Consider the following 13,589-nt stretch of genomic DNA (forward strand, 5'->3'; position numbering starts at 1 on the left):
GCTTTGTCATCCGATAAAGGCTCCCGGCAGGCCCATCAGTTCGGGGAAGGCTTCAAGCGGACGATCGCCGCGCACTTCGAGGCGCGGCAGAGCGAAGAGATTGTCGGAGAAGGTGGCCTTCTCAGGCCGCGTCGTGAAGCCGATGCCGTAGCCGGCAAGCGCCAGTATGCCGGGAACCCGGAAGTCCGTCGCGCCATAGGGTAGGGCGATGGATTCCACGGGCGCGCCCAGGCGGCTCCGCAGTGCGTTGCGCGACAGTGCGGCCTCGGCCAGCAGAGCTTGATTGTCCATCGCGCTGGCTGCCGTGTGGGATGTGAGATGGGAGCCGAAGCTGATGCCCTTTTTGTGCAGCTCCTGAATGTCAGGCCAGGACATCAGCGGCGCCGGCTCGCCATAAGCAGAATCCCAATCCGACCGGCCGCCGACTTTATCGGTCACTACGAAGACTTCGGCGCTGAAATCGTTCTCGGCAAGGATCGGGAAGGCGTTCGTCTGGAAATCCAGATAGGCGTCGTCGAAGGTCAGCATCACAGGGCGGCCCTGGATCGGCTTGCCGCTGCGCAGCAGATGCACCAGGGTCTGCGCCGTCACGGTGTAATAGCCCTGGCGGCGGAGGAACTGCATCTGCTTGCGGAAGACCTCCGGCGACGTGCGGAAGCGCCGGAGTGCGGCCGGTCCTTCCTCGGTGATCCCGTGATACATGAGAATGGGAACCGAGTTCGTGACCTCCGTCGTCCATGCCACCTCACGCTCGACGCCTGATGGCCCCCAGATGACGTGCTTGGCGACATCCGCCTCCAAGGGCGTTCCATGGCTCTCGATCCGCGCGACCGGATCGGCAACCGGGCCTTTGCGGAAGCGGTGGATGGCGTAAAGCTCGGTTTCGATCGTCTCTTCCAGGGCGAGGCCGGCTTGTTCGGCAAAAATCCGTTTGATCGTCCCGACGCCGAAAGGATTGCCCCAATCGAAACCCGTTCGGTCGGGCTCGTCCCGGCGGATATGCGCATGGGCGGTGATCAGATAACCGTTCGGCTTCAATGCGGCCGCCATCTTCCGACAGGCGGCGGCCAGCATTTCCTCATCTTTCATGTAATAGAGGACTTCGGAACAGACGATCAGATCCTGTTCGGGCGGAAGATCGTTTTTGACGAAGTCGAGAACGCGAAGCGCGATGTTATCCTGGTCGCGGCACCGCTCCACCGCCCTGTCGATCGCCCTCTGGGAAATGTCGGTGGCCGTCAATTGGGCGACCTTTTGCGCCAGCTTCCTGGTAAAAATCCCCTCGGCGCAGGCAAGCTCCAGGGCCTTCTCGATGCCATCAGGGATGAGGCTCAAGGTCTGCGCATATTTGACCTGTTCGTAGACCGAGACGTAATTCCAGGGATCCGGGCGTTCGAAAATATGGTCCCAATAGGCTTCTTCGGACTGAATGGCGGGAGTTTCTTCTCTTTCCTTAGGCCGCGAACTGGACGGCTCCTGAAATTGCGGGCTCAGTCTATGTTCGAGGCTCCCCAGGATGCCGGTCAGCCTGCTGTCGTTGTCCTGTTCGTCGCTCGGCGCGGTGGCAAGGATGGCGTTGCGCCCGATGCGCACCAACAGTTTTTCCAAACGGCCTCGCCGCCGGCCACTCTTGAGGATGAGGCCACCGAAGGCTCTGTATCCCTTCAGCGCCTCCACAGTCCATGAACTGACATAGGCGAGTGCGGGCGGTGTTTGCAGATGCTCTTCCACACGCATTTCATGCATGATCAGCCGGATCTGCGCCCGGATCGAAAGGTCGCCCCAGAATGGCCCGACAAAGGTGCCGACATGCTGTCCCCTGGAAAAGGCGTGCATGATGAGCGTGTCGGCTTGTTCGGCCTTGGGTACCCTGGAAAGTCTGCCGAGTTCGACGCTGACCACCTGGACATTACCGAGCGTGAAGGATCGCAAGGGATTTGCGGCCGACAACAGCCAACAGGTCGTCTCGATGATCTTCCGGCTGGTGCCGGCGAAGGAATGCCGCTGGATCAGCTGGAGCAGCGAAAGGAAAGTCGGCTGCCATTTGTCGAGTGCGTCGATGAGGTCGTTGGCCCGATCGCTGAAGAGGCCGGTCTGCAATCCGTGCATGATCACGTCGACAAGGAAACTCTCGTAGCCCGCGGCATCAGGCATTTCAGGCAGGAGTGCGGCCAGAGCTGCGACATCCGTTGTCGGATCGACCTTGGCCGAGACGACCCAGGCGAGCATGCGCAGCTGGCTGAGGGCGGGCGTGAACCAACCTGTCTCCGGCCCTTCGGCCGACAGGCCTTGCTGCATCTGCAGCGCTTGCGCCTTGACCGTCACGCGAACGGCGTCACGCACCATTTTGACCGGGTCGCCGGACAGCGAGCCCGCCTTCATGCGATAGAAAGCCAGGCACTTGTCGACACGGCGAAATTCGGCGCCTGAAAAGGCCATGCGCAGCCAGAGATCCCAATCCTCGCCGGTCTGCAGAGTCTGATCCATGCCTTTCAGCCGCTCGAAAAGGCTCTTGGGAAAGACGACCGTATGGATGGCGAGGGCGCAAAAGGAGGAGAACTCGCGCTTGGCGATATTTCCCGTGAGGACTGGAGGCTGTTCCACCCGCATAAGCCTGCCGTCCGGGGCAACGCGGCGGTAGGCGCAATAGGCGATGACAGCGGGAGAGGCATCCGCCGCCACCGGCTGCATGCTTTCGATGAAGGTCGGATCCAGCCAGTCGTCGGCATCGAGCATGGAGAGCAGCGGGGCAGTTGCGAGACGGGCGGCATGGTTTCGCGCCGCGGCGGCGCCGGCATTTTCCTGACGGGCGGCGAGAATGCGGCTATCCGCCTTTGCAATGTCCTGGAGAACCTCCCAGGTGCGGTCGGTCGAGCCGTCGTCGACCACGACAGCCTGCCAGTTCGACTGCGTCTGGGCCTGCAGGCTGGCAAGGCATTCGGCAAGCGTGTCGGCCGCATTATAGGCTGGGATGAGGAACGAGATGTCGGGCGTAGCAGCTGTCACCATGCGCGCATCTTCCACCGGCGCAGGACATAGAGAGCGCCATTGACGCTGCCGAGCACTTCCTGCTTCAGGAAAAAATCGTTCGACGTCGCCCCTTTGCGAAATCGCCTGCGGACCCTTCGGGCATAATATTTCGGGAAGGAAACGAGGATGCGCCTGAGATTGCCGTTATTTCCGGTGTTCTGATACTGCACCAGCAGGGCCGCGACATGGCCGCTCATATATTGGTAGATCTGCTTGGCGAGCCCCTTCATATCCTTGCGGTGAAAGTGCCAGGATACCGCCGTCGGCTCGTAGCGGCAGACATGGCCGTGATGAAGCAGCCGGTTCCAATATTCGGAATCGCCCGAGCACCCCGCCGCTCCCATATCAAGGCGGACATCGAACAGGCCGATTTCGTCGAAGACCTTGCGGCGGAAGGCCTGGCTTGCTCCGGCTCCGATCGTCCAGACCGGAGCGCCGTAACGCGCATGGCTGACATAGAAGTCCTGATTGAAATCCTGTCTGATGTAGCCCCGGCCGAAACCCCAATGCTTTTCGAAGATGAACTGTGCCGGTGTCGCGAGTTCTCCGGGAAGGACCAATCCGGTCACGCAGGCGATGTCGGGCCGATCGAAGGCCTTCATCAGGTTCTCCAGCCATCGCTCATGCAGGACCACGTCATCGTCGGTAAAGGCGACGAATTCGGTCGTTGCCGCACGAAGTGCTGCATTGCGGGCGTAATCCAGCCCGACCCGGTCTTCCCTGATATAGGTGGCGCCCGCTTCCTCCACGACGCGGCGTGTCTCATCGCCTGCCGAGGCATTGTCGACGACGATGATCTCGATGGGGCGAAGCGATTGTTCCGGGATCGAGGCCAGGCACCGGCGCAACTGATCCGGCCGGTCCTTGGTGCAGATCAGAATGCTGACGTCGAGATTGCGAAGAGGGGTTTGCGCGATCTCACGCGCATGCGCGAGGGTATCTGCCTGCACGATACGTTCGGCCAGCGCCGTCAGCGCCTCGGGACGCTCGATATAGCTCTGCCCGACGGGAAGGCCATCCGACATGAAAACCACGAGCCCGTTGGAGATCGAGGGCGAAACGGCCTGGAACGGGCTGGATGAGAGATCGAGATAATGAATCGGGACGGGAAAGCTTACATCCTTCAGATCAGATGGAATTGTTTCTCGCATCATCGCTTTCTCAAATCGCACCTTTGCATAGATTGTCCGCGCCTGATGAGGCGCGGACGTGAAAGCCGTGATGGTTACCCCGCCGCTTGCACCTTCATCTTGTCCCTGAACCAGTCGAGCGTCATGGCCACGCCCTGTTCGTAGGAGATCTTGCAGGACCATTCCGGCATGACATAATTTGCGTTGGTCAAGTCCGGGCGCCTGTTCGTGGGATCTTGCGGTGGCGACGGCTTGAAGACGATCGGCACGCCGCCGACGAGGCTGGACACATATTGCGCGACCTCGAGAACCGAAATCTCGCGATCGTTGCCGATGTTCAGAGGCCCCTTGTAGTCGGTTTCATTGATCCAGAAATAGCGGGCGAAACCATCGACGATATCGTCGACATAGCCCCAGCTGCGGGACTGGAGGCCATCGCCGAAGACGGTGATCGGGCGGCCCGACAGCGCCTGGGTGACGAAGTTGGAGACCGCGCGCCCATCATCGGCGCGTGTGCGGGGCCCATAGATATTGAAGGGTCTTATAACCTTGAGGTTGAGCCCCTGGGTGCGCTGCATCTCGAACAGCAGCGATTCCGTGCAGCGCTTGCTCTCGTCATAGGACGAGCGCGGCCCGGTGCAATCCACTTGGCCCTTATAGGATTCCGGCTGCGGCGAGACCAAAGGATCGCCATAGACTTCGGAGGAAGAGGTGAAGCCGAAACGGCCGCCCTTCTTCAAAAGATCGAGAAGCCGGAAGGCGCCGAGCAGATTGGCGGAAATCGTTCTCTTCGGTTCCTGCATGTACCATGGCGGCGATGCGGGGGAGGCCAGGTGATAGATCTCGTCGAATTTTTCGGATGTCTGCAGCGTTTCGACGTCCGCTTTCACGAAGTAGAAACGAGGGTCCTTGATGTGTGCAATATTGTCGAAGAGCCCAGTCCAGAGATTGTCAACAACAACAAGTTTCTGTATATCATTTCTAAGTAGAATTCGGTCGCAAAGATGCGATCCAATGAATCCAGCTCCGCCAGAAATAAGTACGTTTCTCATAGTGCTACGTCTCGTTACTTGAGGAGGTGTTATTGGTATTACAGCAACGGAAGGTTTTATATGGGCACGAAGTCCGGGGTTGACCAGACTTTGGTCTGACTCTCGGACGCTGAGCAAAGCTCGTCATCGTCGCTCAGCGACCGGAACTGCCGGGCCTGCGCGTCTTCTTCAGAGGTGGGGATGGTGCTTTAACGCGTTGAATCGGCGTGGCTCTTCCAGGAAGTCGGATCCGATTGCCGGGCCAAGGCGGGAGTGCCGCCCATATGGCGTAATCATTTTTTAGAACAATCTAATAAATGCTGATTTGCCGTCGTGCGACCGGCCTTCGTGCCGCGAATCAAGCCCTGATGATCGAGCTCAGCCCTCCGGGGGTGACACAAACCGGTTGGCATCGAACAGGTCTGTGGCGGCCACCGGCATGATAGCCGCAGCTGATGCAGCGACACCAGCCTCACGATGAACCGTGCGGGGGGAAACGCGCGGCGCTCTCACGCCAATAGCCTCGCCGGGAGTATGCAGCGCCCATTTCATCAGCGCCGCGTCTGATGTCGATGCAAAGAAATCTGCTCCTTCCCAGGAAGCGGTCATGGGCAGGGAGGCGATCATATCGGCGCCCTGCCTGGAGGTGGCCTGAGCAACGACGCGGGGATGGAAGCGGGCATGGGCCGGCAATACAGGCGTCGATTTCTCGGCAAGGGCTGCAATCGGGCCGATCGACGCAGTCTCCAGTTTGTCGTCCGTGCGCGCATCCTGCTGAAGGGCGGGCGGGCGCATCGCCGGTATCGGAATCGGCAAGGATGAAACATCCCCGGCGGACCGTTCGTCATCCCGTTCGGCCGCGCCGGTCTGCAGCGCGAGCGCATTCAATGCCCGGCTTTTCGGCGCTGGCAGAAGCGCCGCCACGAGGTTGCGGTTTGTGGTGTCGCCGCTGGGGGCGGCCGACGCTCCTGCGTCATCGTCTTCTCCGGCGGTGCTGGCGATCTCAATCGAGGTGGGGCCGACGCGCTTCCTGTAGCTCGCAACCGCCTGATCATATCCCGGCAGAGGCCGGCCATCGGCCGGAAGATGCATCGTCTGCCCATTCGGGAATATTTGCGCCAGTTCCTGCCGGGACATGCGGGGCCAGGCCCTGACATTGCCGACGTCGAGATGCACGAAGGGCGATCCCGAGGTCGGATAATATCCGACACCGCCGACCTGCATCTGCATGGCAGTTGCACGCAGCGTCGCTAGCTTCACGCCGGGAACGTAGAAATCCATCGCCTTACCCAGCATGTGCTGGCTCTTCTTGGCGACACCGGTGATGCGCGAGCGGTTGCGGAGCATGTTGTTGGTAGCAGGGGAACGATAGGCGGAGACGATATGGATATAGTCCTTGCCGCCACTCTTCTTATACACCTCCCAGACCAGATCGAGCAGCCGGGGATCCATCCGCGTCGGCTCGTTCCTCCGCCAGTCGCGCAGAAACCGATTGATCTGGGCAAGGCCCTTCGGATCGAACTTTCCATCCCGCTTGTAGGTGATCGTCGCCCTCTCGCCCGTATGGGTAAAGAACAGCTTCAGGGCGCGATCTTCGGCTGAGGCGAATGTTGCAGAGCCGACAAGGGCAGGGAGCGCAAACAGAGCCGGTAGAATGGTCTGCGCTGCGAAGCGTTTTGCACGCGAGAGGAGCGTGGCAATTCCGCCCGACAAAGCTTGCAGTGGATACTTCAACACGACCAATTCCGTCCTACACAACACTCGACGACGGGTGGGAACCTCCGCATCCATCAGGTTTAGTAAAGCCAGTTTATGGTCAACAAATTGCTAACGAGGGGATGTGGGGGGTCGGTGAGCGCCGGTTTCAATATAACCTGCCAGATGGAGCCACACACGGTGATTGATGGCGGCGATTACATTGGAAGTGCACGCAATCTCGTGCCCTTATTTATGGGCACTTCATGCATTGAGGGTGGCGCAAGCAAACGAGTGATCTGCAGCATCTCAGGCCATCGCCAGACCAGCACGGAAGCTACCTGGTTCATAGGCGTTTTCTGATAGGCAGGAGCTAATATGAAACCATGCAGCCCAGCCGATCTTAGTGCCGCACGTTCCGCCGGATTCTTGAGGACACGGCCATCGCCTGAAACGAACATCCATTCGTCATTGGAACGCCGCAGGAAATCGATCCACTCCACATCCTTCGAGTGGCGGCCATTTGCGAGGCCAGATACATCGCGAACGTGAATCGCGTTGTGGCCGTCGTGATGGATGAATCCGTGTAAGGTGCTGGCAAGAATCGGAGACGTGCAGTTGTCGAAGAAGACGTTCACGCCGCCAGCCGCTGTTCCATCATCGTTTCGAATTCAACCGCATGCCGAACAGAAGCTTCGCTTACGTCGTAGGCCTTCGCTGCGCCACGGATGCCCCCCTCTTGTTCGGCAGCCGCAGCCAACACAGCGGTTGGCACACTTGAGGCGGCGTCGATCGGTTGGCCGAATGAGCGTGCCGGATCTACGATGACGTTGAGCCGTCGTCCGCCGGGCCACCAGATAAGTGGATTTCCATCGGAGCCGAAGTCGACGGTTTTCAGGATCGGATCAAGAATGCCATTGAATACGAACTGGCGCCGAAAGAGGTTCAGTAGATGCTCGCGCTGTTCGCCGTCTTCGTCCTTCTGGATGATATGAAGAAAGATTTCACGGCCATCAGTGCGAAAGCGATTTGTCGATAGCGGCCTCGTCTCGCCAATCACTTCTTTGGCTGTGTCGATTGCCGCCCGCACCTTGATTGCCGACACGCCGGCCGCGATGAAAGCACCAGCAACGCGAGCCTCCATAAGATCACGAAAACCGAGGAAAATGCGCTCGTCTCCAAGCGAGATTTCCGGAGTCCATAAAGGCGGATAGAACTTGTTTCCAATGCGGTGGCCGCGCAGCCATCGCGAGAGCTTGCCGGGCGATATGCGCAGCAGCCTGCCTGCTTCCGCAGGGGTATAAAGGCCGACACCGATCAAGTTCTCTGTTTCCATGGCGCTATAGTCCATTCAGTTGATTCCCTGTCAACGCCTTCAGAGAAGATGCTTGTCTGATTTGGTTGTATGGGTTGCGCATTCATCAGTACCGCGACTTTCGTTGCTTGGACGAGCGGGTCAAAGGAAGAGCAGCCGACAGACGAAGGTCGTGATTGAGAGCGAGACAAATCATACCCAGACGATGCAGGCGGCGAAAATTTCATCGCCTGCATCCCTAACTCTCTGATCGCTCATGCCCGAAATGGCTTAACAATAATCGCGGATGGCTTTGGCGGCAGCAAAATGCCCCAATCTTCATTCCAATCCGACGGATCTTCAATATAGATGAAAATTCGCTTTAATGGCAATTGATCAAGCCACTTGTTCGCGATCGCAAGCGCCTCGGGAACTGTTACGGGATTGCCAAGAGCAGCTGTAATCAACTGCCCACTGATGTGTTCGAGAGTTGGATGGTCCGCTTCAGCAACGACGGCGCCGTCGAGCTTCCAGATCCTAACAAGGATCTCGTCAACGTCATCGTCGAGGACTCGCTGATACTCTCCCTTTGTCCTCATTGCTCGGAATACCTCTTCGCGGTTACGCGCAACCGATCGCTGAACTCATAAATCTGATCTAGGCTATCAACAATCAGTCGCTCTTCATTGTCACCGTCGAATAGCCCGATATACTTCACCGACCGATTAAACCACAGACGGGCGAGGGGCTTTCGATTGTTGTTGTCGATGAGTATGCCGCAGTACGTTTTCTGGTCACGCATGACGACGCGCTTTGGGCTGATCGTATCTCGAACAATGGCTTTGACGATCATGTAGCCTTCGCGTTCCTCCTCTGTGGTGACGACCTCAGGTTCGTCTTCGACAGGAGTATCTATTTTTTCAATCACTTCCTCGGTATCCGCAAGCGCGCTGGAAAGGCGACTCTTCACGGTATCCATAATGACCTCACGGAATGCCGCTCTCACCACCCCGCTAAGCATCTCTTTCACCTGCGCGGTCATTCGTCCTTCGTAGACGCCGCCGGATGCGATTCGCACGAACTCCTCGGTGGGCTCTTCAATGAGTTTGGCTATCACCTGCTTGACGCCGGAGGTATACTTGAGGCGTTCGGCCGTCGCGAGGATGGCGGCCACGTCGAAGGCAGACTTCTCGAATTTGCGGAGTTCCGTGACAATGCTAGCGTTAAAATCCGTCACGTCGAAAATGAAAAACGGCCTCGTATCGAGTTTGTTAGGTGCTTCCAGATCGGTGTAGAAGTTGAATGTCCGTCCGTTGGTAAGGATAGCGAATTTCGCGTTGGTAACGCTGAAATAGCGGTAGAGTTGATCCAAATGTTTCTTCTCGAGAGCCACCGATATCGGCTTGCATTCGATTAGGATGCGGATTTCGTTGTCGATCTTGATTGCGTAGTCAACCTTTTCGCCCTTTTTTCCGACGGCGTCAGCAGTAAACTCAGGCACAACTTCTGTCGGGTCGAAGACATCGTATCCAAGGGCTCGCAAGAATGGTAACACAACAGCAGTCTTGACCGCCTCCTCCGTTGCCATTGTGCTCGAATGCGACTTTATGCGCTCCGATATGGCGCGCAGGCTTTCTTCAATTGTGCTCATGAGTCCCTCACCCGTTATTCGAGCAGATTTGCCGAAGCGCCGGCATTCGTCAATCGTCGGTAAGAATGAAATCTCTAATTGATTAATTTATAGAGGACATACTCCGGCCTTTGACGGCCCCATCAGACGCTCAACATGGCCTGCCCGTGTCCGACCTGAGAGATAGGTGACGTTTTGTACCGGAGACGTGGGTAACACTTTTCGCTTTTTGCGGGAGGTGTTGAAGACCGGCTACGAAATCTTCAATCGCTGCAAGGAGGATGGGCTGGAGGCCCTGACCGACCGGTCGCGTCGTCCGGTACGCTATGCAATCAGTTGCCGGAACCAGTTATGGCGATGATCGGCTTTAACCATGGCCTCAGAAGTTCGGGCTTTCCTCATAGCCTTCCAACTCAGGGCATCCCCTGATGTTGCCGAAACCGATCGTTCGCCGGTCGCCCGATTGATCCAGACCTCTGAGCACGATAATATTCTCATCCTGCTGTATAATCTCGCTGCGATAGATGCCGGCCCGAAGCGCCCGGTTTTTCGCCTGGCTTATATTGCATTGCCCGGGCGCCGGGGTGACATGCCAATACCTCGTACCTTGCCCATCCGACTGCCATCCGCCGGAAGCGGCGAATCCCGGCAGGCTGGAAAGCAGCATGGCAGACGACAATATCAGACTGGCTAGAACCGGTTTCATGTAATCTCCGTAAGCCGTGGCGTTTCCGGGGGCGTCACCATTCCATTTGTCCCTGTTGCAAGGGACAAATCGGGTTTCCAATAGTGCCGCTATGGTAGGTGATTTACGCTAACACCGTGCTAACGCCGGCTCCGGCCGAAATTCGCCGATATTGAAAACAACCAGTTTTCCGGAGCGGTTAGCGTTGCGCCGAACATGGGAACGACGCCGTGACGCAAGTCTGTCGCGAGTAGAAGTAAAAGGGAGTGGCGACGCACCTGCGTCAAAGCCCGAGGTGCCTCTGCCGGCACCGCGAACACTGACAGGGCAGAGCCGCGCAGCGGGTCTGTCTGCGGGTCTGGGGATCATCCCCCAGCGGAGCTCCAAGAGGCGGCGCTTCATGGGAAGGAGCAACGTCCGAAGACCTACGCCAAAGATGGGGACGCGTTCTCGCCAGTGAAATCAGGAAGCCCGGAACGTTTGGCTCGAAATTGCTGCGAGCAACAGACGAACTAGACGGTGAAACTTGAAGGGCTAAGGGCTCATCGAGCTGGGGACGGTTGGTCAGATTGCGATCGCTATTTTAAAGGGTGCAGCGGCAACATCATTGCCGAAAGGTCTGATTAATATGCAAAATGGGGTGCCAGCCATCCCCGGTCTACTCACTGATATTGGCATAGGGCTCTCGACCATTTTACCTTCCAATCAAGAGTCCATCGGTATGGCATATGCCGCGCAACTCAAGCCTATATTCCCGGATGGTGGCGTGAGTGTGTGGGCAATTTTGCCAGACGGTCGCATGGTAATGAGACCGGTGGCACTATAGCCCTTGTTCGGCGAGTGAAGTAACACCACCTCGCCACCTTAACCGCTGAGGCGGGATTCTTTTGGCGAGCAATACGACCCCCTAACTGAACGCGCGATCCGCAGCTTTCTCCTCTATAGGATCGCGGGTGTGATTTGCGAGACGACGGGGACACGTCCCGGCCTTATTGCTTAGACGTCCAACCAAGCTATGGCGAAACTCGCCCTATACTTCCCGGATTCCATTTGGTAACGAGCAATAGCAACAACTGGTTGCAGATTTTTCTGTCGCGTTGACTCAAAGATCGCGCGATTTAGCCGGGGACAACATTCGCATGCCAATCCAAGTAAGGCAGACTCGATATTTTTTTGTAATTTCGGCGGCTCTTCTAAGCGCCGCGAGCATCCTTCAGGGATGCCAGAGTGAGACACGGAACGCCCAAACATTTGGGCCGAACGACAAGTTTCTTTCGAACAAAAGCAGCTCGGCAAGCAGTGCTGAAGACGCGCCGAGCCAACCTAACTCGCCGACCCACTCAAGCCCGCCGAGCGGTATGGGCCCAGCCGGCAACGGTTTCGGAGGCCCAGCCGGCAGTCCAGCCGGCAACGGTATCTAAGCCAGCGCCGTTGGGTTTCCACCTCGACGAGCGGCGTTGTGGACGGCAGTGAGCTATCCAGCGACTGCGCCTGCGGATAAGCTCCGCAGGCGCCTCCTTCAGGCGAGTTCGCGGTATCTAGCTCTGCGACGAGCATTCCGAAGTTCAGACATAATGCAGGTGGCGAAGCTTTCCAGAGCCCATGGTCCCGAAGCATTTTTCCGTGGGGTATTGGAATGATGGCGCACCCGACAGGATTCGAACCTGTGACCTTTGGAATCGGAATCCAACACTCTATCCAGCTGAGCTACGGGTGCATGCCTAGGGCGGTTTGAATCGCCTGTCCGATGGGTGGTTCTTAGCCTAGCTTGCGGCCGGCTTCAATCGCGAAATTCTCAGAAATACGGGTGCTTGTGGTTTGGCGGGGATTTTTGTCCGTCGGGCTGGCGTCCGATGGCTTGGTGCGTCCTCCGGTTTGCGGGTTGGGGCGTGTCTCTTGCCGAATTGAGCGTCGGGCTTCGGCTCGATGTGGCTGAGAAAAGTGAATTCGGCCAGCAGGCAAAAGAGCCGATTTTCGTCCGCTTAAAAACCTCTCTGCCACTGAAAATAAGAGAAATCAGTCAGTTATCATTGGCAAAGACGTTTTTAAGAAGGGTCAACATTTTAAAAAATGGATGGGAGGGCAGAGGAGCTTCGTCGTTTTGCGTTTTTTGAAAATGTTGGGGCTCCTTAAAAACGTCCTTCCAAACCTCGCTGGCAGCCGGAATGGATCGGGAGAGAGGCCTTTGCAGCGAGCTTGCGCGGGTTCTCCGGCCCGGCCCCGGGTTCATAAGGCACAAAAAAACTCCGCCGGCCTTGCGGGCGGCGGAGTGTGATTTTGGTGGGTGATGACCTGGCGCGCGGTCAGATCTGCATGGCGCCGGGGCCGGGGATGGCTTTGGGCGGGACCTTGCCGAGGATGATCATGCCGAGCACCTCGTCCTTGGTCACGTCCTCGGTGCGGGCGTGGCCGACGACCTGGCCGTTCTTCATCACCGAGACGCGGTCGGCGAGGTCGAAGACGTCGTGGATGTCGTGGCTGATGAGGAAGATGCCGATGCCTTCCTTCTTCAGCTGCTTGATCAGCTCGCCGACCTGGGCCGTTTCCTGGGGGCCGAGCGCGGCGGTCGGCTCGTCCATGATCAGGATGCGGGCGTTGAAGAGGATGGCGCGGGCGATCGCCACCGATTGCCGCTGGCCGCCCGAGAGCGCCTTCACCGGCTCCTTGAAGCGCTTGAAGTTGGGGTTCAAGCGTCCCATCACTTCGCGGGCCGAGGCTTCCATCGCGACGTCGTCGAGCGTGCCCCAGCGGGTCTTCAGCTCGCGGCCGAGATAGAGGTTGGCGGCGGCGTCGACATTATCGGCGACGGCGAGCGTCTGGTAGATCGTCTCGATGCCATATTTCTTGGCATCGCGCGGATTGCGGATGTCGGCCGGCTCGCCATTGATCAGGATATCGCCGCTGTCGCGCTTGTAGGCGCCGGAGAGGATCTTGATCAGCGTCGACTTGCCGGCGCCGTTGTGGCCGAGAAGGGCGACGACTTCGCCGGGGTAGAGATCGACCGAGGCATTGTCCACCGCATGGATGCCGCCGAAGGAGATCGAGATGTTTTTCAGTTCCACGAGGGGAGTGCGTTGATCAGCCATGTCTAGGG

11 protein-coding genes, 1 tRNA gene and 1 pseudogene are annotated in these 13,589 nt (G+C 58.1%); 2 read left to right on the forward strand and 11 right to left on the reverse strand.

The window, feature by feature from the left end; all coding sequences use genetic code 11:
• Positions 1-6 precede the first annotated feature (6 nt).
• The 8 genes from EFQ99_RS24355 to EFQ99_RS24390 all read right to left on the reverse strand — a co-directional run bounded on the left by EFQ99_RS24355 (position 7) and on the right by EFQ99_RS24390 (position 9,831).
• Complete coding sequence (locus EFQ99_RS24355) at positions 7-3,009, reverse strand: trifunctional glycosyltransferase/class I SAM-dependent methyltransferase/polysaccharide deacetylase (RefSeq protein WP_126923771.1); 3,003 nt, start codon at positions 3,007-3,009, stop codon at positions 7-9.
• Positions 3,003-4,184 carry a glycosyltransferase family 2 protein gene (locus EFQ99_RS24360; RefSeq protein WP_126923772.1) on the reverse strand — a complete coding sequence of 394 codons (1,182 nt, stop codon included), beginning with the start codon at positions 4,182-4,184 and terminating at the stop codon, positions 3,003-3,005. Before EFQ99_RS24360 ends, EFQ99_RS24355 begins: the two co-directional genes overlap by 7 nt.
• Before the next feature lie 71 nt (positions 4,185-4,255).
• Positions 4,256-5,212: an NAD-dependent epimerase/dehydratase family protein gene (locus EFQ99_RS24365; protein ID WP_126923773.1), complete on the reverse strand. Its 957-nt coding sequence runs from the start codon at positions 5,210-5,212 to the stop codon at positions 4,256-4,258.
• 357 nt (positions 5,213-5,569) lie between these two features.
• Entirely contained in the window at positions 5,570-6,982 is a 1,413-nt protein-coding gene (locus tag EFQ99_RS24370; RefSeq protein WP_126923774.1) for a peptidoglycan L,D-endopeptidase MepK, read from the reverse strand.
• Positions 6,983-7,104: 122 nt separating this feature from the next.
• Positions 7,105-7,524 (reverse strand): PIN-like domain-containing protein, encoded by a 420-nt coding sequence (locus tag EFQ99_RS24375; protein WP_126923775.1) that lies wholly within the window; start codon positions 7,522-7,524, stop codon positions 7,105-7,107.
• On the reverse strand, positions 7,521-8,237 hold the full coding sequence (locus tag EFQ99_RS24380) for a hypothetical protein (RefSeq protein ID WP_245441572.1): 717 nt from the start codon (positions 8,235-8,237) through the stop codon (positions 7,521-7,523). The genes EFQ99_RS24375 and EFQ99_RS24380 overlap by 4 nt, the downstream gene beginning before the upstream one ends.
• A 218-nt stretch (positions 8,238-8,455) precedes the next feature.
• Positions 8,456-8,779, reverse strand: coding sequence for a hypothetical protein (locus EFQ99_RS24385; RefSeq protein ID WP_126923776.1), 324 nt, complete (start codon positions 8,777-8,779; stop codon positions 8,456-8,458).
• Positions 8,776-9,831, reverse strand: a complete 1,056-nt coding sequence (locus tag EFQ99_RS24390) for a type I restriction endonuclease (protein ID WP_164736432.1) — start codon at positions 9,829-9,831, stop codon at positions 8,776-8,778. Before EFQ99_RS24390 ends, EFQ99_RS24385 begins: the two co-directional genes overlap by 4 nt.
• 223 nt (positions 9,832-10,054) lie before the next feature.
• Here EFQ99_RS24390 and EFQ99_RS24395 point away from each other — a divergent pair.
• Positions 10,055-10,173, forward strand: a pseudogene (locus EFQ99_RS24395) (IS481 family transposase); the annotation flags it as partial.
• Positions 10,174-10,189: 16 nt separating this feature from the next.
• On the opposite strand, the gene EFQ99_RS24400 reads toward EFQ99_RS24395, so the two are convergent.
• Together EFQ99_RS24400 and EFQ99_RS24405 are read right to left on the reverse strand one after the other, a co-directional pair.
• Complete coding sequence (locus tag EFQ99_RS24400) at positions 10,190-10,516, reverse strand: hypothetical protein (RefSeq protein ID WP_126923777.1); 327 nt, start codon at positions 10,514-10,516, stop codon at positions 10,190-10,192.
• Between the two features lie 1,619 nt (positions 10,517-12,135).
• Positions 12,136-12,212: transfer RNA gene (locus EFQ99_RS24405), tRNA-Arg, on the reverse strand.
• Positions 12,213-12,384: 172 nt separating this feature from the next.
• On the opposite strand from EFQ99_RS24405, the gene EFQ99_RS24410 reads away from it, so the two are divergent.
• Complete coding sequence (locus EFQ99_RS24410; RefSeq protein ID WP_126923778.1) at positions 12,385-12,609, forward strand: hypothetical protein; 225 nt, start codon at positions 12,385-12,387, stop codon at positions 12,607-12,609.
• A gap of 189 nt (positions 12,610-12,798) precedes the next feature.
• On the opposite strand, the gene EFQ99_RS24415 is transcribed toward EFQ99_RS24410, so the two are convergent.
• The gene (locus tag EFQ99_RS24415; protein WP_088672941.1) at positions 12,799-13,581 is read right to left on the reverse strand and encodes an ATP-binding cassette domain-containing protein; all 783 of its coding nucleotides are present in this window, start codon (positions 13,579-13,581) and stop codon (positions 12,799-12,801) included.
• Between the last annotated feature and the right edge of the window lie 8 nt (positions 13,582-13,589).

Source organism: Rhizobium vallis (assembly GCF_003985155.1).
Classification (GTDB): domain Bacteria; phylum Pseudomonadota; class Alphaproteobacteria; order Rhizobiales; family Rhizobiaceae; genus Rhizobium; species Rhizobium vallis.

Excerpts from the sequence above, each read along its gene's own strand:
- EFQ99_RS24355 (WP_126923771.1), bottom strand. The coding sequence starts at position 3,009 with ATGGTGACAGCTGCTACGCCCGACATCTCGTTCCTCATCCCAGCCTAT.
- EFQ99_RS24360 (WP_126923772.1), bottom strand. The coding sequence starts at position 4,184 with ATGATGCGAGAAACAATTCCATCTGATCTGAAGGATGTAAGCTTTCCC.
- EFQ99_RS24365 (WP_126923773.1), bottom strand. The coding sequence starts at position 5,212 with ATGAGAAACGTACTTATTTCTGGCGGAGCTGGATTCATTGGATCGCAT.
- EFQ99_RS24370 (WP_126923774.1), bottom strand. The coding sequence starts at position 6,982 with ATGGATGCGGAGGTTCCCACCCGTCGTCGAGTGTTGTGTAGGACGGAA.
- EFQ99_RS24380 (WP_245441572.1), bottom strand. The coding sequence starts at position 8,237 with ATGGACTATAGCGCCATGGAAACAGAGAACTTGATCGGTGTCGGCCTT.
- EFQ99_RS24385 (WP_126923776.1), bottom strand. The coding sequence starts at position 8,779 with ATGAGGACAAAGGGAGAGTATCAGCGAGTCCTCGACGATGACGTTGAC.
- EFQ99_RS24390 (WP_164736432.1), bottom strand. The coding sequence starts at position 9,831 with ATGAGCACAATTGAAGAAAGCCTGCGCGCCATATCGGAGCGCATAAAG.
- EFQ99_RS24400 (WP_126923777.1), bottom strand. The coding sequence starts at position 10,516 with ATGAAACCGGTTCTAGCCAGTCTGATATTGTCGTCTGCCATGCTGCTT.
- EFQ99_RS24415 (WP_088672941.1), bottom strand. The coding sequence starts at position 13,581 with ATGGCTGATCAACGCACTCCCCTCGTGGAACTGAAAAACATCTCGATC.